At 34.5% G+C, this 18504-nt stretch carries 21 protein-coding genes; 6 read left to right on the top strand and 15 right to left on the bottom strand.

Annotation, left to right across the window (positions count from 1 at the left end; genetic code table 11):
- Nucleotides 1-37: 37 nt before the first annotated feature.
- The 4 genes from OZP11_RS11920 to OZP11_RS11905 all read left to right on the top strand — a co-directional run bounded on the left by OZP11_RS11920 (nt 38) and on the right by OZP11_RS11905 (nt 5306).
- Nucleotides 38-1795, top strand: a complete 1758-nt coding sequence (locus tag OZP11_RS11920; RefSeq protein ID WP_281235419.1) for a cellulase family glycosylhydrolase — start codon at nt 38-40, stop codon at nt 1793-1795.
- A 16-nt stretch (nt 1796-1811) separates the two neighbouring features.
- Nucleotides 1812-1973: a hypothetical protein gene (locus OZP11_RS11915; protein ID WP_281235418.1), complete on the top strand. Its 162-nt coding sequence runs from the start codon at nt 1812-1814 to the stop codon at nt 1971-1973.
- 255 nt (nt 1974-2228) lie between these two features.
- A complete protein-coding gene (locus OZP11_RS11910; protein WP_281235417.1) occupies nt 2229-3068 on the top strand; it encodes an endonuclease/exonuclease/phosphatase family protein in 840 nt (279 codons plus the stop codon).
- A gap of 6 nt (nt 3069-3074) precedes the next feature.
- Complete coding sequence (locus OZP11_RS11905; protein WP_281235416.1) at nt 3075-5306, top strand: glycoside hydrolase family 3 N-terminal domain-containing protein; 2232 nt, start codon at nt 3075-3077, stop codon at nt 5304-5306.
- Nucleotides 5307-5351: 45 nt separating this feature from the next.
- On the opposite strand, the gene OZP11_RS11900 is transcribed toward OZP11_RS11905, so the two are convergent.
- Nucleotides 5352-7373 (bottom strand): hypothetical protein, encoded by a 2022-nt coding sequence (locus tag OZP11_RS11900; RefSeq protein WP_281235415.1) that lies wholly within the window; start codon nt 7371-7373, stop codon nt 5352-5354.
- Nucleotides 7374-7544: 171 nt separating this feature from the next.
- Complete coding sequence (locus OZP11_RS11895) at nt 7545-7796, bottom strand: hypothetical protein (RefSeq protein ID WP_281235414.1); 252 nt, start codon at nt 7794-7796, stop codon at nt 7545-7547.
- Between the two features lie 248 nt (nt 7797-8044).
- On the opposite strand from OZP11_RS11895, the gene OZP11_RS11890 reads away from it, so the two are divergent.
- Nucleotides 8045-8797 (top strand): NUDIX hydrolase, encoded by a 753-nt coding sequence (locus tag OZP11_RS11890; protein ID WP_281235413.1) that lies wholly within the window; start codon nt 8045-8047, stop codon nt 8795-8797.
- A gap of 36 nt (nt 8798-8833) precedes the next feature.
- Here the strand turns inward: OZP11_RS11890 and OZP11_RS11885 are convergent, their stop codons facing one another.
- The 11 genes from OZP11_RS11885 to ahcY form a co-directional block, all read right to left on the bottom strand.
- Nucleotides 8834-9442: an alpha-ketoglutarate-dependent dioxygenase AlkB family protein gene (locus tag OZP11_RS11885; RefSeq protein WP_281235412.1), complete on the bottom strand. Its 609-nt coding sequence runs from the start codon at nt 9440-9442 to the stop codon at nt 8834-8836.
- The gene (locus tag OZP11_RS11880; protein ID WP_281235411.1) at nt 9429-9674 is read right to left on the bottom strand and encodes an Ada metal-binding domain-containing protein; all 246 of its coding nucleotides are present in this window, start codon (nt 9672-9674) and stop codon (nt 9429-9431) included. Before OZP11_RS11880 ends, OZP11_RS11885 begins: the two co-directional genes overlap by 14 nt.
- Nucleotides 9675-9811: 137 nt before the next feature.
- A complete protein-coding gene (locus tag OZP11_RS11875; protein ID WP_281235410.1) occupies nt 9812-10516 on the bottom strand; it encodes a 2OG-Fe(II) oxygenase in 705 nt (234 codons plus the stop codon).
- Nucleotides 10513-11268 carry an SDR family oxidoreductase gene (locus OZP11_RS11870; RefSeq protein ID WP_281235409.1) on the bottom strand — a complete coding sequence of 252 codons (756 nt, stop codon included), beginning with the start codon at nt 11266-11268 and terminating at the stop codon, nt 10513-10515. The genes OZP11_RS11875 and OZP11_RS11870 overlap by 4 nt, the downstream gene beginning before the upstream one ends.
- Before the next feature lie 67 nt (nt 11269-11335).
- Nucleotides 11336-12184, bottom strand: a complete 849-nt coding sequence (locus tag OZP11_RS11865; protein ID WP_281235408.1) for a bifunctional helix-turn-helix domain-containing protein/methylated-DNA--[protein]-cysteine S-methyltransferase — start codon at nt 12182-12184, stop codon at nt 11336-11338.
- A 128-nt stretch (nt 12185-12312) separates the two neighbouring features.
- Nucleotides 12313-12777, bottom strand: coding sequence for a GNAT family N-acetyltransferase (locus OZP11_RS11860; RefSeq protein ID WP_281235407.1), 465 nt, complete (start codon nt 12775-12777; stop codon nt 12313-12315).
- 75 nt (nt 12778-12852) lie between these two features.
- Nucleotides 12853-13185, bottom strand: a complete 333-nt coding sequence (locus OZP11_RS11855) for a DMT family transporter (protein WP_281235406.1) — start codon at nt 13183-13185, stop codon at nt 12853-12855.
- Between the two features lie 40 nt (nt 13186-13225).
- Nucleotides 13226-14305: a WG repeat-containing protein gene (locus tag OZP11_RS11850; RefSeq protein WP_281235405.1), complete on the bottom strand. Its 1080-nt coding sequence runs from the start codon at nt 14303-14305 to the stop codon at nt 13226-13228.
- 58 nt (nt 14306-14363) lie between these two features.
- Nucleotides 14364-14702, bottom strand: coding sequence for a hypothetical protein (locus tag OZP11_RS11845; protein ID WP_281235404.1), 339 nt, complete (start codon nt 14700-14702; stop codon nt 14364-14366).
- Between the two features lie 18 nt (nt 14703-14720).
- Nucleotides 14721-15272: a hypothetical protein gene (locus OZP11_RS11840; protein ID WP_281235403.1), complete on the bottom strand. Its 552-nt coding sequence runs from the start codon at nt 15270-15272 to the stop codon at nt 14721-14723.
- A 171-nt stretch (nt 15273-15443) separates the two neighbouring features.
- Nucleotides 15444-16760 (bottom strand): adenosylhomocysteinase, encoded by a 1317-nt coding sequence (ahcY, locus tag OZP11_RS11835; protein WP_281235402.1) that lies wholly within the window; start codon nt 16758-16760, stop codon nt 15444-15446.
- 316 nt (nt 16761-17076) lie between these two features.
- Here ahcY and OZP11_RS11830 point away from each other — a divergent pair, with 316 nt between their 5' ends.
- A complete protein-coding gene (locus OZP11_RS11830; RefSeq protein WP_281235401.1) occupies nt 17077-17730 on the top strand; it encodes a 4'-phosphopantetheinyl transferase family protein in 654 nt (217 codons plus the stop codon).
- A gap of 42 nt (nt 17731-17772) precedes the next feature.
- On the opposite strand, the gene OZP11_RS11825 is transcribed toward OZP11_RS11830, so the two are convergent.
- Both OZP11_RS11825 and OZP11_RS11820 read right to left on the bottom strand, forming a co-directional pair.
- The gene (locus OZP11_RS11825; protein ID WP_281235400.1) at nt 17773-18171 is read right to left on the bottom strand and encodes a group III truncated hemoglobin; all 399 of its coding nucleotides are present in this window, start codon (nt 18169-18171) and stop codon (nt 17773-17775) included.
- The gene (locus tag OZP11_RS11820) at nt 18168-18455 is read right to left on the bottom strand and encodes a hypothetical protein (protein ID WP_281235399.1); all 288 of its coding nucleotides are present in this window, start codon (nt 18453-18455) and stop codon (nt 18168-18170) included. The genes OZP11_RS11825 and OZP11_RS11820 overlap by 4 nt, the downstream gene beginning before the upstream one ends.
- Nucleotides 18456-18504: the final 49 nt, after the last annotated feature.

Below are 18504 nucleotides of genomic sequence, written 5' to 3'. Positions count from 1 at the left end.
ATACGGTTTTGCAGGTTTAAAATAATGATCAAATAGCATGAAAAAAATAATTATTCTACTGCCGTTTTTACTTTCAGTTACCGTTTTCGGACAAGGTTTTTTGCACAGAGACGGACAGAAAATTGTTGACGAAAATGGGAAAAATGTACTATTAAGAGGTCTTGGCATAGGAGGCTGGATGGTTCAGGAAGGATATATGCTGCAAACACAGCCCTTTGCAAGTCCGCAGTATCAGATAAAACAAAAAATTCAGGACCTTATTGGCGAGAAAGACACAAAAGAATTTTATGCAGCTTACAAAGCAAACGGCTTAACAAAACGAGATGTCGATTCATTGGCAGCCTGGGGGTTTAATTCCATCAGACTTCCAATGCATTACAATTTGTACACTCCGCCAATTGAAGAAGAAAAAAACGGTGAAATAACCTGGATCGAAGAAGGTTTTAAAATGACCGATGACCTATTAAAATGGTGCGAAGCCAGTAAATTATACCTGATTTTAGATTTGCATGCTGCTCCGGGCGGACAAGGGAATGATGTTGCTATTTCAGATTACGATACAACAAAGCCTTCATTATGGGAAAGCGAAGCCAATCAGAAAAAAATGATTGCTTTATGGAAAAAACTCGCTTCCCGTTACAGAGACAATCAATGGCTTGGTGCTTATGACATTATCAACGAACCAAACTGGAATTTTACAGGATCGAACAAAAATGGCTGCGACGAGAATTCAAACGGACCTTTGCGAGATTTAATGATTGCTGTAACAAAAGCAATTCGTGAAGTCGATACCAATCATTTAATTTTTATTGAAGGAAACTGCTGGGGAAATAATTATAACGGAATTTTTCCGCTTTGGGATGATAACATGGCTCTGAGTTTTCATAAATATTGGAATTACAATACCAAAGAGTCAATTCAGAAAATGCTGGATTACAGAACGCAGTACAACGTACCGATCTGGTTAGGAGAAAGCGGCGAAAACTCAAATGTCTGGTTTAAAGATGCCCTGACTTTAGTAGAAAGCAATAATATTGGCTGGGCTTTCTGGCCCATGAAAAAAATCGAAAATATTGCCGGAGTAACCTCAGTAACTAAAATTCCGGAATATGATGTTTTGCTGCAATACTGGAAAGACAGCGGTCAAAAACCATCGGCAGAATTTGCGAAAAAAACACTAATGAAAATGGCAGATAATTACAAAATGGCAAACGTAACGGTTAAACCGGATGTTATTGACGCCATGTTCAGGCAAGTGCAGACAAACGATACAAAAGCTTATAAAAAGAATACAATTCCGGGAAAAATTCCGGCAGTGTATTACGATTTAGGAACAAACGGCTATGCGTATTCAGATACCGATTTTGTGAATTACAGAGTAGAAACAAACAAATTTGAAGACTGGAACAAAGGAAATTCCATGCGAAATGACGGCGTTGATATACTGCCTTGCAAAGATGCCGGATCAAACGGTTATCAGGTTTCGTTTATTGAAGATGGAGAATGGCTGCAGTTTACAACCCAGGTTAAAAAACAAGCTAAATATAATGCAGCAATCCGTTATTCAGCCGAAAATGCAGAAGGGAAACTTTATCTGGAAACCGGAAATGGCAAAAAATCAAATTCGATACGCTTGCCCGCCACGGGAGGAAATGACAAATGGAAAACGGTTATTTTATCTAATTTAGAATTAAATGCAGGAGAGAATAAAATAAAAGCTGTTTTTGAAAAAGGAGGTTTTAATCTGAATTACATTGATTTTTCAGAAAATAAAAAAGGGAGTTCAAAAAAATAATATCAATTAGAAAAAAATGGATAAATCCGGTATTCTGACCTTTATTTTACTGCTGATTTTTCAGTCCTGCAGCAATCATAAAGATAAATCGAACGAAAAGGAGTTTTTTGGTCTTAAATCCATGACAGGATTTGAAAAATTATTGCTGAAATCATATTTAATTAATGGGCAAAATTAAAAAAGAATTTTTAGCTGTACATGCTGCCGGTTTGTAAAAGGATTATGTTGCTAAAAGAGTAAAAAAACAAGTTTTGATATTGATAAACCATGCATATTGAAACAGGTGAAAATGTCTTTTTTAACAAGACAATATAATATGTTTCTATACGTTGGGATAATTACGCCAAAGGGTTATAATTAACATAATTTTTAAATAAGTTTTTTTCTTTAAGACTGTGGAAACACTAGATTTACGGATTAAAATTTTTTAAACATGAAAAAGATAAGCAAAATTGGATTAGTAGTATTTTTACTTTTTGTAAGTGGAATTTTTTATGGTCAGAATTTAAAAATTATGACTTATAATATTCGTTTGGATGTAGCCTCTGATGGAGAAAATGCATGGCCAAACCGAAAAGAATATTTTACTTCTCAAATACAATTTTACAGTCCCGATATTTTCGGGGTTCAGGAAGCAACACCGGGTCAGGTTGATTACATTGCATCGGCTTTAACAGATTATAATAAATTTGGCATCGGAAGAGAAGAAGGAGGATTAGGAGAAGCCTGTACGATTTATTATAAAAAAGACCGTTTTAAGCTTGAAGATTCGAATACATTCTGGCTTTCAGAAACACCAGATAAAGTGTCAAGAGGATGGGATGCCGCCTGTAATAGAGTCTGCACTTACGGACTTTTTAAAGATTTAAAAACTAAAAAATCATTCTATGTATTTAATATACATTTAGATCACATGGGTGAAGAAGCAAGAATAAAAGGAGTACAGCTGGTACTTTCAAAAATGGCAGCATTAAATACTAAAAAATATCCGGCGTTTTTAATGGGAGATTTCAATTCAGAACCCAGTACTCCTCAAATAGCTGAAATTAAAAAAGTAATGGATGACACTAAAGATATTTCAAAAGAAAAACCATTTGGACCATCCGGAACATTTAATGATTTTAAACATAATGAACCCGTGACCCTATTACTGGATTATATCTTCATCTCTAAAAACAGCGGACTGAAAGTTGAAAAACATGCGGTTTTAAGTGATTCTAAAGATTTGAAATACCCTTCGGATCATTTGCCTGTGTATATAGAAATTAAATAAACATAAATGAAAAAACTAACCACTCTAACCTTGCTTATGGTGTCATTTTTTGTCACCGCCCAACAACAAACCATAGATCAAAAAGTCAATGATCTGTTGAAAAAAATGACTATCGAAGAAAAAATAGGACAACTTAATCAGTACACAGGAGATAATTCTGCGACCGGACCTATTACCATTAATCCCAACAAACAGGCAGAGATAAAAGCCGGCTTAATTGGATCGATGCTTAACGTAATCGGAACCAAATATACCAGACAATATCAGGAACTGGCCATGCAGTCACGCCTTAAAATCCCGCTGTTATTTGGCCAGGATGTAATTCATGGTTATAAAACCACTTTTCCGCTTCCGCTCGCAGAGGCTGCCAGCTGGGATTTACAAGTGATAGAAATGGCCGCAAGAGTAGCCGCAACCGAAGCTGCTGCAAGCGGTATTCACTGGACATTTGCGCCAATGGTAGACATTAGCCGAGATCCGCGCTGGGGGCGTGTAATGGAAGGTGCAGGAGAAGATACCTATTTAGGATCTAAAATTGCTTATGCAAGAGTAAAAGGTTTTCAGGGAAATAAATTAGGCGATTTAAATTCGGTTATGGCCTGCGTAAAGCACTTTGCCGCTTACGGAGCTGCTGTTGGAGGAAGAGATTACAACTCGGTTGATATGAGTGAAAGAATGCTTTTTGAAACCTATCTGCCGCCTTTTAAAGCTGCTTTAGATGCCGGAGCTGCAACTTTTATGAATTCATTTAACGACATAAACGGAATTCCCGCAACCGGAAATGCACATCTGCAGCGAGATATTCTAAAAGGAAAATGGAACTTTCAGGGATTTGTAGTTTCAGACTGGGGGTCAATTGGCGAAATGGTTGCGCATGGTTATTCAAAAGATTTAAAAGAAGCTGCATATTCTGCCATTACTGCCGGAAGCGATATGGACATGGAAAGTAATGCATACCGATATAATCTGACCCAGCTGGTAAAAGAAGGCAGAGTATCTGTTGATTTAATTGATGATGCTGTAAAACGTATTCTTCGCAAGAAATTCGAACTGGGTTTATTTGACGATCCTTATAAATACTCTGATGAAAAACGTGCTGAAAAAGCATTGAACAACCCGGAACACAGAAAAGCAGCGCTTGAAGCAGCCCAGAAAAGTATTGTTCTGTTAAAGAATGAAAACCAGACGCTGCCTATTTCGAAAAGCGTAAAAACAATTGCTTTTATTGGCCCAATGGTAAAGGAATACAAAGAAAACATGGGATTCTGGTCTGTAGAACTTCCGGAAGTAGATTACAATAAATGGATTGTTTCGCAATGGGACGGTTTGCAGAATAAAGTGGGAAAAAATACCAAGCTGCTTTACGCAAAAGGCTGTGAAATAGAAGGAAATAACAAAGACGGTTTTGCCGAAGCAGTTGCTACTGCCAAACAAGCTGATGTTGTTATTTTGAGTATTGGTGAAAGACGCGACCAGAGCGGCGAAGCTAAAAGCCGAAGCGATATTCACCTGCCGGGCGTTCAGGAAGATTTAGTAAAAGAAATCCAGGCAACAGGAAAACCGGTTGTAGTGCTTATAAATGCCGGAAGACCGCTTGTTTTTAACTGGACAGCAGATAATGTTCCAGCCATTCTTTACACTTGGTGGCTGGGTACAGAAGCAGGAAATGCCATTGCGAATGTTTTATTTGGAGATTATAATCCGTCAGGAAAACTGCCTATGACATTCCCAAGAGAAGTAGGGCAGATTCCTATTTACTATAACCATTTTAGTACAGGAAGACCGGCTAAAACAGAAACAGAAACCAATTATGTTTCGGCCTATATTGACTTAAAAAACTCACCTAAATTTCCTTTTGGATATGGGTTGAGCTACACCACATTTGATTATTCAGGTTTGAAATTATCTGCATCAAAAATAAAAAGCGGTGAAACCATTAAAGTTTCTTTTCAGTTGAAAAACACTGGAAAAGCATCCGGAGAAGAAGTTGTACAATTGTATCTGAAAGATAAATTTGGATCTGTGGTGCGCCCGGTTTTGGAATTAAGAGATTTCCAAAAAGTGAAACTGAATGCAGGAGAATCAAAAACAATCGAATTTACAATTGACAAAGAAAAATTATCTTTCTACAATGACAAATTAGAATGGACAGCAGAGCCCGGAGATTTTGAAGTTATGATAGGCGCTTCGTCTGCCGATATAAAATTAAGATCAGATTTTGAATTACTTGCGAATTAGTAAATTAAAAACGGGGCTTTTCTAAAGCCCCGTTTTTTTATCGAATTATTTAAGACGTTTCTTAAAACTGTATTTCAGCATATTTAATAATCCCTGCTCGATAACATCAATTCCAATTCCGAAATTACTGTCGGCAACCGTGTGGTGCGCGTTTCTAAAATCTTCAAAATCTTCCTGAGGAATTTCTAAGTTTACCAGGGGCTTGTAATCAATATAAATTGAAGCCCCGTTTTTCGTAACTTTTTTACGGCTCGTATAATCAAAATACGGATTGTTGATCGTGCTTTCCTGAATAGTAAATTTTTCCTGAACGTCGATTTTCTGATCTGTCATTAAATTGATTTCATACTTTTCGTTATCGAAATTATGCCAAAACGGAATATCACTATGAATAAAATCTCTTGCATTATTTTTTACCACATTTCTGTCAAAATACATCAGGAAACGATTTTTCTGCTGATCTGTAAAATAAGGATTTTCTATAGAAGAAGTATACTGAATTGTAAATTCGTTCAGCTTTTTATCATCACTTACAATCTCAATTGCAGCATCTTTAAAAATCGTTCTGACATCAGTTCCGTTTCGGTCATTAGAATAATTCAGGGTATAAAACAGGAAATTATTCCAGCTGTCAATGATTTCTCTCTTATTGGTATTCTTAAAATATTTACGCATATAATTGGCACGGTTTCCTTTATACGTTGTAGTAAGTTTTAAGGCACCGGAATTATTCTGAGCGCTAAAATCTGCTTTCTCATTAATACCATAGTAAGGAAACTTATATGGTTGTTTAACCTGTAATTCCTGATTTGGTTTTACCTCCAGATAATGCAGGAAATAAATATAACCACGGTTTTCAATCAATCCAAATTCATCGCGGGAAGTTGCATCAATAAAATACGTTTCACCTTTATAATTGATTTTTACAATAACATGATTAAAAGTCAGCAGTGAAGGCAGATAATGTTTAATGTAATGATCTGAGTTAAAATTAACCAGAACTACAGAAGAATCTACCTTGATATAATCTAAAACCACTTTTAGTAAAACCGATTTTGCCTTACAGTCACCCTGTTTGTTTTCATACGTTACAGCAGGTTCCTGAGGCTTATGTCCGTTCATTTCATCGGCATTAAAAATATAATACACATGATTCTGCACATAATCGATCGCAAACTGCAATTGTTCGTCTTTATCTGTAATAGCGTCCAGTTTTTCAACCAGTTTTGGAGCAAATTCCTTTAAAGAAGATTTGTTGTAGATTTCTTCATACAGCGGCGCAATATAATTTGATAAATTAATCCAGTTACTGTCTGTAGCAAAATCGATAAAAGGAGCAATTTCTCTGTTGGCATCAAAAGAATTGATGTAATTTTCTTCTTCAAATACAAAACGTTCTCCTTTTTTCAGGTAATTAATTTCGGGTTCTAAAACATTTCCGTAATCATCTCTGAAAAAAGCTTTTTTATAAGCAATAGTTTCTTTTCGATCGTTGATAAAAGTAAATTTATAGTTTCCGTAAGCCCAGTAACTGCTAGGAGTTACATACACATGTTTAAGGAATTCCTTACGCATAAAATCACGTTCTGTAAAAACCTTAACTCTCGAGTCTTCAATGATTAAAACATCATAAAGGCGCAGATCTTTAATCGTAATATTTACTTTTTTATTACTGCTCAAAATACCGCCTTCACTTTGATTTTCGCTGTCAAGTACTTTTATTTTTGTATCGGGAATTTTATCAATCAGCACACCTTCTCTGAGTACACTTATTCTGTGAATAATATAGGTTTCATTTTCCTCGACCACAACATCTTTTACAGAAGCGCTTTCCAGGTTAGAAGGTTCGTTAAGCGTATAAGCAACACACGCATATTCGCTGTTTTGAGTGTCGCTTGTATAATAAATTTTATCTAAAAGATAGCAGAAGTCTCTTCCTTCTTCAACTTGTTTATTCGAGAAATCAGATTCTTTAATGCAGTCAGTTAATTGAGAATCGTCAATACTTGGAGCCCAGTTTTCAGGTTTTTGAAATTTGTAATTTTCTACTTCTAAGGTATTTTCCATGTTTCTAGCGTTTATAATGTTTACTTGCGTATATTCTTACTTTGGTAAGTAACAAAAATAAATAAATTACGGTATATATTCAGGACGATTATTCAAATAATATAGTTCTTCAAAACAAAAAAACTCGCTGATAAAGCGAGCTGACATTAAAATTCTAAAATTTCTCTGATTTTATTTTAAGACAGTATTTATAAAATCCATTGCGCCAATTCCTTTATAAGATGCATAAAGAGCTTTGTCAAACGCTTCGTTTTTAGCATTCTTATCTTTAGATTCTGCAATCATTTCATTGAAAATCTTTTCCTGTTCTTCGCTGTACTTTATCGAAGCCTCTAAAAGATACGTTTTTGATACAAACCCAAATGAAGTCCAGATTTTAGTCCTAATTTGTTCCTTTAATTTTTTTAATGAATTACTTTTCATAAATCTCTCGCATTTAACATTAATACAGCCTTTCTGATAAGTTTAACAAAATTAATCTTTAATGTGTTATAATGACGCAATGTAAGTAATTTTTTTATTGAATTTTCATTTTAAGTAAAAATTGTGATTTGTACACTTATTAGTAAAAACAAGGGTTTGAAAGATTTTACATATAAAAACAAAAGACAATATATTTAATGACTAACTTGCACGTTTTTTCAATCTAAATTTTTAAGGCAGTATTTAAAATGCTAAACGATATTCTTGATAACAGTCATAATTATCAGCCCGGTCTTTCGATCGATTGTGTGATCTTTGGATTTCATGATAACCAGCTGAAGGTATTGCTGATCAAAGTAAACCAGAATAATAAATGGTCGTTACCCGGCGGTTTTATACCTATAAATGAAGATATTGATACTGCAGCAGTAACAGTTTTAAACCAAAGAACCGGCGTCGAAGGTGTTTTTTTAAGACAGTTTGGGGCGTTTGGAAATGTAAAACGAAATGAACACCATTTTGATAAAAAGGTTTTTAAAAGTTTGAAAATAGATCCCGAAAAAGGAAAATGGCTTACACAGCGATTTGTTACTCTTGGATATTATGCATTGGTAGATTTTTTAAAGACGATTCCAAACTCTGGTCAGTATGAAACTGCAGAGTGGATTGACCATAAAGAAGTTCCGGAACTGATCCTGGATCACAAGGAAATTCTGGACAAAGCCCTTGATACCCTGAGGACCGAATTGAATTTGATGCCCGTTGGATACAATCTCCTTCCTGAGAAATTTACAATTCCGGAACTTCAAAAATTGTACGAAACAATTTTGGACAGGAAACTCGACAGAAGAAATTTTTTTAGAAAAATAACCAATATAGGAATTCTGGTTAAACTTGACGAAAAGAAAAATAATGTCGCACACAAAGCGCCTTATTTATATTCTTTTGATAAAGAAAAATACGATGAGGTTCTAAAAAACGGGTTGAACCAAGGCTGGTAGATTTATTACAATTAAACCTGACAGTTTTCAAAATTATTAGCGGACAATAGTTCTAAAAGTCAGATTAACTCTGGGTTTCTGAGTTGTTTTGGTAGGCGGGAGCCGATGAAGCCAGTATGTCTGGGTTTCATCTTTCATTACCAATACACTGCCGTGTTCGAGAATCAGAGAAACGGTTTCTTTAGATTCTTTATGTTTAAAAGCAAACTTGCGTTCGGCACCAAAACTTACAGATCCAATTGCTCCGTTTTTCTTTAAATCTTTTTCGGCATCGCTGTGCCATGCCATTCCTTCTTCTCCAGAATGATATAAGTTAAGCAGACAGGAATTAAACGTTTCTCCTGTTTTTTCTTCAACAATTCTTTTTAACTCTAAAAGCTCTTTTGTCCACGGAAGCGCCTTTTTGGTGGTATTCGAATAGGTATATTCAAACTCCTTATCGCCGTACCAGGCCACTTTACGTTTGGTAGTAATTAATTGTCCGAAGATAATCGCTTCATCATTTTTCCATTCAATTGTATGTAATAAAATATCACGATAGAAATCAGCCTGATCTCTTGAGAATATTTTTCCGTAATAATTCACCGTTCCGTCTTTTGGAAGCAGATTTGTGTTTTCGTTTGATTCAGGATTAAATAAGTCCATTTTTCCATTTTTGATATTCCGGTTTCATACAATGTCCGCAAGGTCTGAATCCATTTTCTTTGGCTTCATTTTCAGAAGAAAAGAAAATCCGGTTTTCGCGTTTCATTCTTTTTCCCGAAGAACATTTAAGTGTTCCGTAGATTCTTAATTTTTGGTTGCCGCCAAAGCAAATTTCGCCATTTTTAATTTTATTCCGAAGATCTGAATCTTGAGTTTGATTATGTTTAATCATATTTTTCGAAGATAAATTTCTTGCAAAGTCGCAAAAATGCAAAGTCTTTGTCTTTATTGAAGGAGCAAAGGAGGAAAACTTAAAACGCAAAGTTACGTTATTGTTTTTGCGACTTCGCGACCTTGCGAGAGATAATATTATGAAAGAGCGTCATGGAAAATAATCCCCAAAGTAAATCTTTCTCCAGAATGAACCTCGCTTACACCATGTTTCATATTCACCCGATAATACCCTTTTGATCCTTTTACCGGACGGAAATTGGTTGTGAAAGCCAGGATGTCTCCTTTTTTTGGTTTTAAAACAACAGCTTTTGATTGCGCTCTTGGCGTTTGCTGTGTTAAGACAAATTCGCCTCCGGTAAAATCTTTATCCGGTTCATTTAGGAAAAGCACAATTTGAATTGGGAAATAAACATCACCATATAAATCCTGATGCAGCGTATTAAATCCGCTTTTACCATATTTTAAAATTAAAACCGTTGCTTTAAGCTGATTATTATCGTGGCATTGTTTTAATAATTCTTCATGCGCCGGCGGAAAAATGGTGTTAATATTTAACGCTTTCATCCACGAATTGGCAATTGGAGCCAGTTTTGGATAAATTGATGCCCGAATGTTCTGAATTAAATCAGGCAGGGGATAATCGAAATATTTGTATTCGCCCAAACCAAACCTATAGCGTTCCATAACAACCGTTTTTCGATACAAATTAGGATTAAGGTAATCAGCTTTTAAAGCTTCACATTCTTCATTGGTCAGGATATTTGGAAGGATGGCAAAACCATTTTCGTGCATAGATTCGGTGATGCTTTCCCAGTTTTGAGATTCTATTTTTGTTTTCATGATTTTGTATTTGATAAACCGCCATCGACTCTTAGTTCAATTCCGTGAATGTATGAAGCATCATCTGAGGCCAGAAAAAGTGCAGTTTTAGCAATTTCAGAAGCTTCTCCAAAACGTTTAAACGGAAGAGTAGGTGTAACAGCATCAATTGTATTTTTGATACTTTCCTGATCCATACCAGTATTATTGAAAATATTAGTAGAAATATAACCTGGACTGATTCCGTTTACTCGTATTTTTTTTGAAGTACATTCAGCAGCAAAAGTTTTAATGAAAGATTGAACCGATGCTTTTGCAGCTGTATAGATTGACATATTGGGATGTCCAATATCAGTTAAAAAGGTCGTATTTAAAATAATAGAACTTCCTTGTGGCATTAAAGGTAAAACTTGCTGTACAGCAAAAAAAGTTCCCTTTACCAGAATATCAAAAACCTCGTTAAATTCTTCGATAGTTACATTTTCAATAGAATTGAATTTACCATATCCGGCATTCACAAACAAGACATCTATTTTATCAGCATGTTTTTTTATCTGATTTTGTAATTCGAAAATATCAGTCAATTGCCCTGCGTTAGAGACGATCCCAACAGCATTTTTACCTAATGTTTCAACCGCTTTATTTACGCTTTTTTCAGTGCGTCCGGTTATAATTACTTTTGCGCCATTATTGATGAATTCCTGTGCCGTTGAAAATCCCATTCCGTTAGTACCGCCAGTAATGAAAGCCGTTTTGTTTTTTAGTTTTTCCATTTTTATATGATTTTAGAATGCAAAGTTTCTAAAATCAGGAAGGCTAAAAAATCCGAAACTTGCGGTATTAAAATTCAGCGTTTACCTGCGCACCTTCCCAGCCAATAATGGCAGTTTTTCTTGTATTTCCCCACATATATCCGCCAAACGTTCCAGAGGATTGTATAACACGATGACACGGAATTAAAAATGCAACAGGATTACTTCCAATCGCTGTTCCAACGGCACGTGATGCATTTGGTTTTTGAATTTGATGCGCAATAGAACCATAAGTAGAAAGCTGTCCCATTGGGATTTTCAATAAAGTTTCCCATACCTTTAATTGAAAATCGGTTCCTTTTAAATGCAGTTTTATTTCTGATAATTTACTCCAGTCGTTCTGAAAAATAAACAACGCATTTTGCTGTGATAAATCCAGTTTTTTAGAAAACTGAGCATTTGGAAATTTATCCTGCAATGCTGTAAATCCGGTTGTTTCATCTTCGGCGAAAGCCATAAAACAAACACCTTTTTGTGTTGAAGCCACAATAATATTCCCAAATGGACTTTCGGCAAAACTGTAATTGATGGAGAGATTTTTTCCGCCGTTTTTATATTCCGCCGGTGTCATTCCTTCTATATTTACAAATAAATCATGTAAACGGCTTGTGCCCGAAAGTCCGGTTTCGAAAGCTGTTTCAGAAATAGTTGACTGATTTTCTTTGAGCAGTTTTTTAGCGTGTTCGATACTGGTATATTGCAAAAACTTCTTTGGGCTCGTTCCTGCCCATTCGCTGAAAAGTCTCTGAAAGTGAAACGGGCTCAAATGTACTTTTTCTGCAACCTCATCGAGATTGGGTTGCTCTTTAAAATTAGCTTTGATATAATCTATAGCTTCGGCGATACGATTATAATTGATGGTTTCCTGTGTATTCATTTCATTTCCATTTTATAATACAAATATCGATTGGTTTTAGAAGCTATAAAATCCGAAACTTGCGGAAATAGCTTTTGTTATTTTTGTTTCAGGTTTCAGGTTTCAAGTTTTTCGTTAACTTGAAACAACTACAAAAGTTCCTTTTCCATTCTATAGTTAATCAATTCAACATTCATACGCATGTTTTTTTGTTCTGCTTTGACGATAAAACCTTTCTTTTCGAAATAAGATTTTGCTGTAATGCTAATGTCAGAAGTGATGATTTTTGAATTATATTTTTTTGCTTCGAGTTCTAATTCGTTTAGAATTTTATCTGCAATTCCTTGTCTTTGAAAATCTTTATGAATGTAAAATAAATCAATATAATTTTTGTCTTTTAAAGTTCCGAATCCGACAATTTGGTTGTTGATAATGGCTAATAAAACAAATTGTTTTTCAATTATTTCAATCCAGCGTTCTTTGTTTTTTACGCCAGAAATCCAAGCTTCAATTTGTTCTGAATTGTAATCGTTTTTGCAAACCGATTGAATGGTTTCTACAAATAATTTTTGCATTTCTTCTAGCTCTGAAAGTGTTGCTTTTTTGAAAATCATTAAGTGGTTGATTTTTAGTTGTTTTTATGGTGTGGTACTATCAAATAATAGTGTCAAAAAGCTCTAAAAAATGATTCAATGTGCTACTGTTTTAGAAAAAACATTAATCACAATCACGCCAATTACAATCAATGCAAGACCAATAATTGCTGGTAAATCTGGAATTTCTTTGAAGAAAACAGCGCCAATAATTGTGATTAAAACAATACCGACTCCAGACCAAATCGCATAAGCAAAACCAACCGGAATGGTTCTGATAGCAAAACTTAAAAAATAAAATGCACCGCAATAACCAATAACGGTAATAATGCTTGGCAGTAATTTGGTAAATTCTTCGGACTTTTTTAATGCCGAAGTAGCAATGATTTCGAAAATTATGGCAAGGAATAAAAATAGAAAATTCTTCATAGTTTACTTTTTTGCAAAGTTAAACTTTAATGCCGAAGAATTATTTCAGATTATCTTTTGCAGCAGAAACGCTGATTAATTTATAACCATTTTCGGTTCTTAAAAACTGAATATGATCTTGTTTGAAATCGGCTTTGTTTTTAGGGTTGATGATAATGCTTTTAACCGGATACATCCATTCTTTTGCTTCATGACAGTTGTTGAAATAGATATCGTATTCGCTGGTTTCAAAAATAAAGGGATTTAATCCGTCGGTTGTTACAAAATAATCGGTTTTTAGGCTTTTTAGTTCCTGAAGTTTTAATTTTAGATAGGTAAAATTCTGCTCGATGAATTTGGTTTTTGAGATGTTTACCCAGCCGGCCGGTTCTCTCCAATAGATAATTTTATCGAAAGAATGCTTTTCTAAATTCCCTTTGGATAAATCAGAAAGCAAAGTGTTTTTGAGCCAGTGTTTAAATTCTTTATCATAATTTATGAAGGAATAAAACTGGCCATCAATGCCTCGGAAATTATCTCTGGTTTCGTCTTTATTGGGTTCTTTTGTTTTTTCTAATGAATAAAAATTGAGTTCGTTATTGTCTTTGAAATCTTCAATCAGGATTTTGTTCTGAATATCTATAACGAACTGTTTGCCGCCAGTCCAGAAAAAATGCTCGCCATCCTGCTTTTTTACGGCATCTTTCAGAGCGATGATAATGCCGTTATGTACTTTTGATAATACGCTGTAATCAGCCGGAATTACAATTTTACCATTGCTGTTAAAAATTCCCATTTTATCAGTTTTTGGATCTCTAAACCTGATGAAACCTTCATTTTCACAATCCGGACTATTATCGAAAACATACAAACTGTCCTTGCCAACAACTTTTCCTTGTTTGGTTAAATAGTAACTTTTCCATTTATTATTTTCCTCTTCAGAAACCGCGATTATATTTTCGAATTTACGTGCTGTTGTAAATCCCGAAAATTTGGGCTCTATTTTTATAGTGCCGCTTTTATCTTTAAAACCTGTAAGGGTGGTGTCTTTATTGTAAAACGCAGTCCAGATATCATTACTTTGAGCAAATGCCGCAGCGTTAAGACAGAAAAATGTGTAAAGGAAAATAATCTTTTTCATGAGGATATATTTATCTGATATGAACTTCTTTCTAAATTCTGAATTGTAAAAGATGTAACTACATTACTTCAATTAACTTAAATTTCAATTGATTATTGTCAAATTCAGTATGTAAAGTTAATTCGGTTTCTTTACCATCAGCGGTGAATAACCCTGCTTCGATACCAAATCCTTTTGCAGTATTATATTTAAAGATACTGAATTTAGCGGGATCGATTTTTAGTTGAGGTAAGTTAGAAGTTTGAAAATAATCGAATAACTCTTCTTTAATTTCTTCCAGAACAGCGGGATTAATCCCAAAGTTTGCTTTTAAAGCTTCAGAATCCAGTTTATTGATGTTTTCTATCAATTCAGAGTTTAATTGGAAAGCCGTTTCTTTAATACTGTTTTCAGTCATTTTTATAGATTAAGCTTTTTACTTTTTATTTTCCTGTTTTTCCTTTTCTTTTTTGTCTTTTTCTTCCTGTTTGAGTCTTTTTTCCTCCTCGTGTTTTTTCTCGAGTTCTTCTTTTTTGATTTTATCTGCTTCTATTTGTTTTTGCAAATCCTGGATTTTATTAGAACTGGTTTCTATATCTTTTTTTGATTTGTTTATTTTTTCTTCAGATTTGGCTATTTTCTTTTTAGCTTTTTCTATATTTTTTTGAGCATCGGAATTGCTGTCTGAATTATTTTCTAAAAAAGATAATTCCTGCTGATCGGTTTTTAAATCAGCTTCTCGTTCTGTTATTTTTTGTTCCAGTTTTTTGATTTTTCTTTCTTCTTTTGCAACTTTATCTTCATTGGTTTCGATGTTGCTAAGCGTGCGAAGCATAGTTCGCTGCTGCTGCTGCTGGAGCATAAACATTTGATTCTGCTGTCTGTTCATAGCATTTGCAGCCTGCATTTGTCTTTGAAGACTTCCGGATTGAGCAATTGTAAAAAATGGTAAAAGTAATAACAGGACTAAAACAAGGCGTATTCTCATGATAAGGTTTGTAAATTGGGGGTTATATTTTCAAATGTAGGATTATATTTTAAAAACCTTGTGAAATATTCGATGAAATTTTGGTCTCTGCTAAAAAAACAAAACCCGACAAGTTTAAAAACTGTCGGGTTTGCATATGGTAAAAATCTAAGATTTGCAATCTTAAATCTATTAATATCTGTAGTATTCCGGTTTGAATGGACCTTTTACATCAACACCAATATAAGCCGCCTGATCTTCGCGAAGAACTTCAAGTTCAACACCTAATTTAGCTAAGTGTAAAGCAGCAACTTTTTCATCTAAATGTTTAGGTAACATGTACACTTCATTTTTGTAAGCTGCACTATTGTTCCATAATTCGATTTGAGCTAAAGTTTGGTTTGTAAATGAGTTACTCATTACGAAGCTTGGGTGACCTGTAGCACAACCAAGGTTTACTAAACGACCTTCAGCCAGGATAATGATATCTTTACCGTTGATGTTGTATTTGTCAACCTGAGGTTTGATTTCGATTTTAGAAGCACCGTGAGTTTTGTTTAACCAAGCCATGTCGATTTCGTTATCAAAGTGACCAATGTTACAAACAACAGTTTTGTCTTTCATTTGCTCGAAGTGCTCTCCAAGAACGATATCTTTGTTTCCTGTAGTTGTAATGATGATGTCAGCATTAGCAATTACAGTATTTAATTTTTTAACTTCATAACCGTCCATTGCAGCTTGTAAAGCACAAATTGGATCGATTTCAGTAACTGTTACAATAGAACCAGCACCTCTGAAAGAAGCTGCAGTTCCTTTTCCAACGTCACCGTATCCACAAACCACAACTCTTTTTCCAGCTAACATTAAGTCAGTTGCACGACGTACAGCATCTACAGCAGATTCTTTACATCCGTATTTGTTATCAAATTTAGATTTAGTAACAGAGTCGTTAATGTTGATTGCAGGCATTGGAAGAGTTCCGGCTTTTACTCTTTCGTAAAGTCTGTGAACACCAGTTGTAGTTTCTTCAGAAAGACCTTTAATTCCAGGAACTAATTCTGGGTAACGATCGATAACCATGTTAGTTAAATCTCCTCCGTCGTCAAGAATCATGTTCAATGGTTTTCTGTCTTCACCAAAGAATAAAGTCTGCTCAATACACCAGTCAAATGACTCTTCGTCAAGACCTTTCCATGCATAAACCTGAATTCCTGCAGCAGCAATTGCAGCAGCAGCCTGATCCTGAGTAGAAAAAATGTTACAAGAAGACCATGTAACCTCTGCACCAAGAGCAATTAAAGTTTCGATTAAAACAGCAGTTTGAATCGTCATGTGTAAACATCCAGCAATACGAGCACCTTTTAAAGGTTGTTCATCTTTGTATTCAGCGCGAAGTGCCATTAAACCTGGCATTTCAGCCTCAGCTAGTTCAATTTCTTTTCTTCCCCAAGCTGCAAGAGAAATGTCTTTTACTTTGAAAGCCACATAAGGCGTAGTTGTAGTACTCATTTATATTATATTTGTGTAAATGTAAAATTTTCGCAAATTTACGTAATAGCTTTTTATTTTTACTATTTTCTGTAAGATTTGTGAAATCTTTAATTTCTTAATCTTTAGAATGTTAGTTTAAGAATCGTTTTTGAACCATATAAGCGATATAAGTTCATTTAAAAAGATCCTTAACTATTACCTTTGTCGCTAATTGCTTATATTTACTAATACATTTTTTTAGCCAACAGTTATATTTTTTTATATCACTGATATGGTTTAAAAATCAAAAGAAAATAATTTATAATTCACCATTCATAATTTACAATTAAAAGAAATGCCTTTATTTAAGACTATACAGTTTAACGAATCGACTAAGATTTTAATTTGGGAAATAACAGAATCCCTGGAAGAGTTATTGACCAAAGTAGTTTTTTTAAAGGAAAAAACGCAGAAGAGACTGGACGGAATGAAGTCTCAAATGCACCAGCGTGCTTTTTTAAGTGTTCGTATGCTGATTCAGGAGATGGGTTTTACAGATAAAGACCTGCATTATGACGAATTTGGGAAACCGTATTTTGATTGCGATAATTACATTTCGATAACGCATTCGTATCATTTTGCCGCAATCATAATAAGCAAGGAAACTGTAGGGATTGATATGGAATTGCAGCGCGAAAAAATTCAGAGGATTGCAGATAAATTCACAGATTATGAATGTGGTTATTTAGATCCGTTATCTACAGATGAATACATAAAAAAACTTACCGTTATTTGGGGAGCAAAAGAAGCAATCTTTAAAATCAGAAATGAAAAGGGTATAAGCTTTAAAGATCATATCAATGTGGGTAACTTTTCCTTAGATGAAACCCAAACGCAGGCAAGTCTTAATTTTGACGATTTGATTAAAGATTTCAGCGTTCATTATCAGGAAATCAAATCGGATAATTTTGAAGGTCGTTTTACTTTGGTTTATGCTTTTGAAAAATGAAATTTCAATTAGATTAAATTCCAGAAATTGAGCTATTTTAATTTAAACTTCGCTTTCTTTTTTTCGGTGTTCAAACATGCTCATAAACAAATACGTACTCATTTTTCGGGCGCGCCTTTTTAATGTCTCAACATTTTCGCCTTCAAAATGTTCGTCCAGAGTCTGAAACCAGTGGTTAAGCCAGATTCCGAATTCATCTACGGTTATTTTTTCGTCAAAATGGGCATCTACTTCGTTGTGAACAGAATGTGGATCGCCTTTGTATTTACGAACACCAAACAGATTGGTTTCCCAGAAATCAGTAAGCTTTTCAAGATGGGCATCCCAATCGGTAATAACTTCGTTAAAATAAAAGCCGATCTCTTTATCGGCTCTTATTTTAGCATAAAACTGATTTACTAAAAAAGATACATCAGCTCTATTTTCTATTTGTTTTTTCACAGAATAAAGGTATTTAACAGAATAAATAATACACTTAAAAATGAACTAAGAATTAAAAGATTAAAAACCACTTTATGTTTCATTTGTGCCAAAATTGAAGTGTTTACAAAGATACAGGCTAAAACAATAACTGCCAGCTGGATCATTTGAGGAATTGAAGTTCCGTTTGCTAAAACGTACATTGCAGCAGCGCCGCCTAAACAGCTTTGACCAATTACTGCCATTGCAGCAGAACCCATATAGTTTCTATTGAAAATGTCGAATGTTGTTTGATAAAGTGTCATGATATTCAGTTTTTTATATCAACAAAGGTACGGTCACTTTACCGCTGTA

It is taken from the genome of Flavobacterium gelatinilyticum (assembly GCF_027111295.1).
Taxonomy (GTDB): Bacteria; Bacteroidota; Bacteroidia; order Flavobacteriales; family Flavobacteriaceae; genus Flavobacterium; species Flavobacterium gelatinilyticum.
The sequence above is the reverse complement of the archived record's forward strand: the minus strand, read 5'-3'. Positions and strand labels throughout refer to the sequence as shown.

Bases quoted from the DNA above. Each gene is read 5' to 3' on its own strand.
- OZP11_RS11890 (WP_281235413.1), top strand. From the start codon at position 8,045: ATGCTAAACGATATTCTTGATAACAGTCATAATTATCAGCCCGGTCTT.
- OZP11_RS11860 (WP_281235407.1), bottom strand. From the start codon at position 12,777: ATGATTTTCAAAAAAGCAACACTTTCAGAGCTAGAAGAAATGCAAAAA.
- OZP11_RS11910 (WP_281235417.1), top strand. From the start codon at position 2,229: ATGAAAAAGATAAGCAAAATTGGATTAGTAGTATTTTTACTTTTTGTA.
- OZP11_RS11900 (WP_281235415.1), bottom strand. From the start codon at position 7,373: ATGGAAAATACCTTAGAAGTAGAAAATTACAAATTTCAAAAACCTGAA.
- OZP11_RS11895 (WP_281235414.1), bottom strand. From the start codon at position 7,796: ATGAAAAGTAATTCATTAAAAAAATTAAAGGAACAAATTAGGACTAAA.
- OZP11_RS11850 (WP_281235405.1), bottom strand. From the start codon at position 14,305: ATGAAAAAGATTATTTTCCTTTACACATTTTTCTGTCTTAACGCTGCG.
- OZP11_RS11915 (WP_281235418.1), top strand. From the start codon at position 1,812: ATGGATAAATCCGGTATTCTGACCTTTATTTTACTGCTGATTTTTCAG.
- OZP11_RS11820 (WP_281235399.1), bottom strand. From the start codon at position 18,455: ATGACACTTTATCAAACAACATTCGACATTTTCAATAGAAACTATATG.
- OZP11_RS11875 (WP_281235410.1), bottom strand. From the start codon at position 10,516: ATGAAAACAAAAATAGAATCTCAAAACTGGGAAAGCATCACCGAATCT.
- OZP11_RS11840 (WP_281235403.1), bottom strand. From the start codon at position 15,272: ATGAGAATACGCCTTGTTTTAGTCCTGTTATTACTTTTACCATTTTTT.
- OZP11_RS11920 (WP_281235419.1), top strand. From the start codon at position 38: ATGAAAAAAATAATTATTCTACTGCCGTTTTTACTTTCAGTTACCGTT.
- OZP11_RS11880 (WP_281235411.1), bottom strand. From the start codon at position 9,674: ATGATTAAACATAATCAAACTCAAGATTCAGATCTTCGGAATAAAATT.
- OZP11_RS11830 (WP_281235401.1), top strand. From the start codon at position 17,077: ATGCCTTTATTTAAGACTATACAGTTTAACGAATCGACTAAGATTTTA.
- OZP11_RS11905 (WP_281235416.1), top strand. From the start codon at position 3,075: ATGAAAAAACTAACCACTCTAACCTTGCTTATGGTGTCATTTTTTGTC.
- OZP11_RS11855 (WP_281235406.1), bottom strand. From the start codon at position 13,185: ATGAAGAATTTTCTATTTTTATTCCTTGCCATAATTTTCGAAATCATT.
- OZP11_RS11865 (WP_281235408.1), bottom strand. From the start codon at position 12,184: ATGAATACACAGGAAACCATCAATTATAATCGTATCGCCGAAGCTATA.
- OZP11_RS11885 (WP_281235412.1), bottom strand. From the start codon at position 9,442: ATGGACTTATTTAATCCTGAATCAAACGAAAACACAAATCTGCTTCCA.
- ahcY (WP_281235402.1), bottom strand. From the start codon at position 16,760: ATGAGTACTACAACTACGCCTTATGTGGCTTTCAAAGTAAAAGACATT.
- OZP11_RS11845 (WP_281235404.1), bottom strand. From the start codon at position 14,702: ATGACTGAAAACAGTATTAAAGAAACGGCTTTCCAATTAAACTCTGAA.
- OZP11_RS11870 (WP_281235409.1), bottom strand. From the start codon at position 11,268: ATGGAAAAACTAAAAAACAAAACGGCTTTCATTACTGGCGGTACTAAC.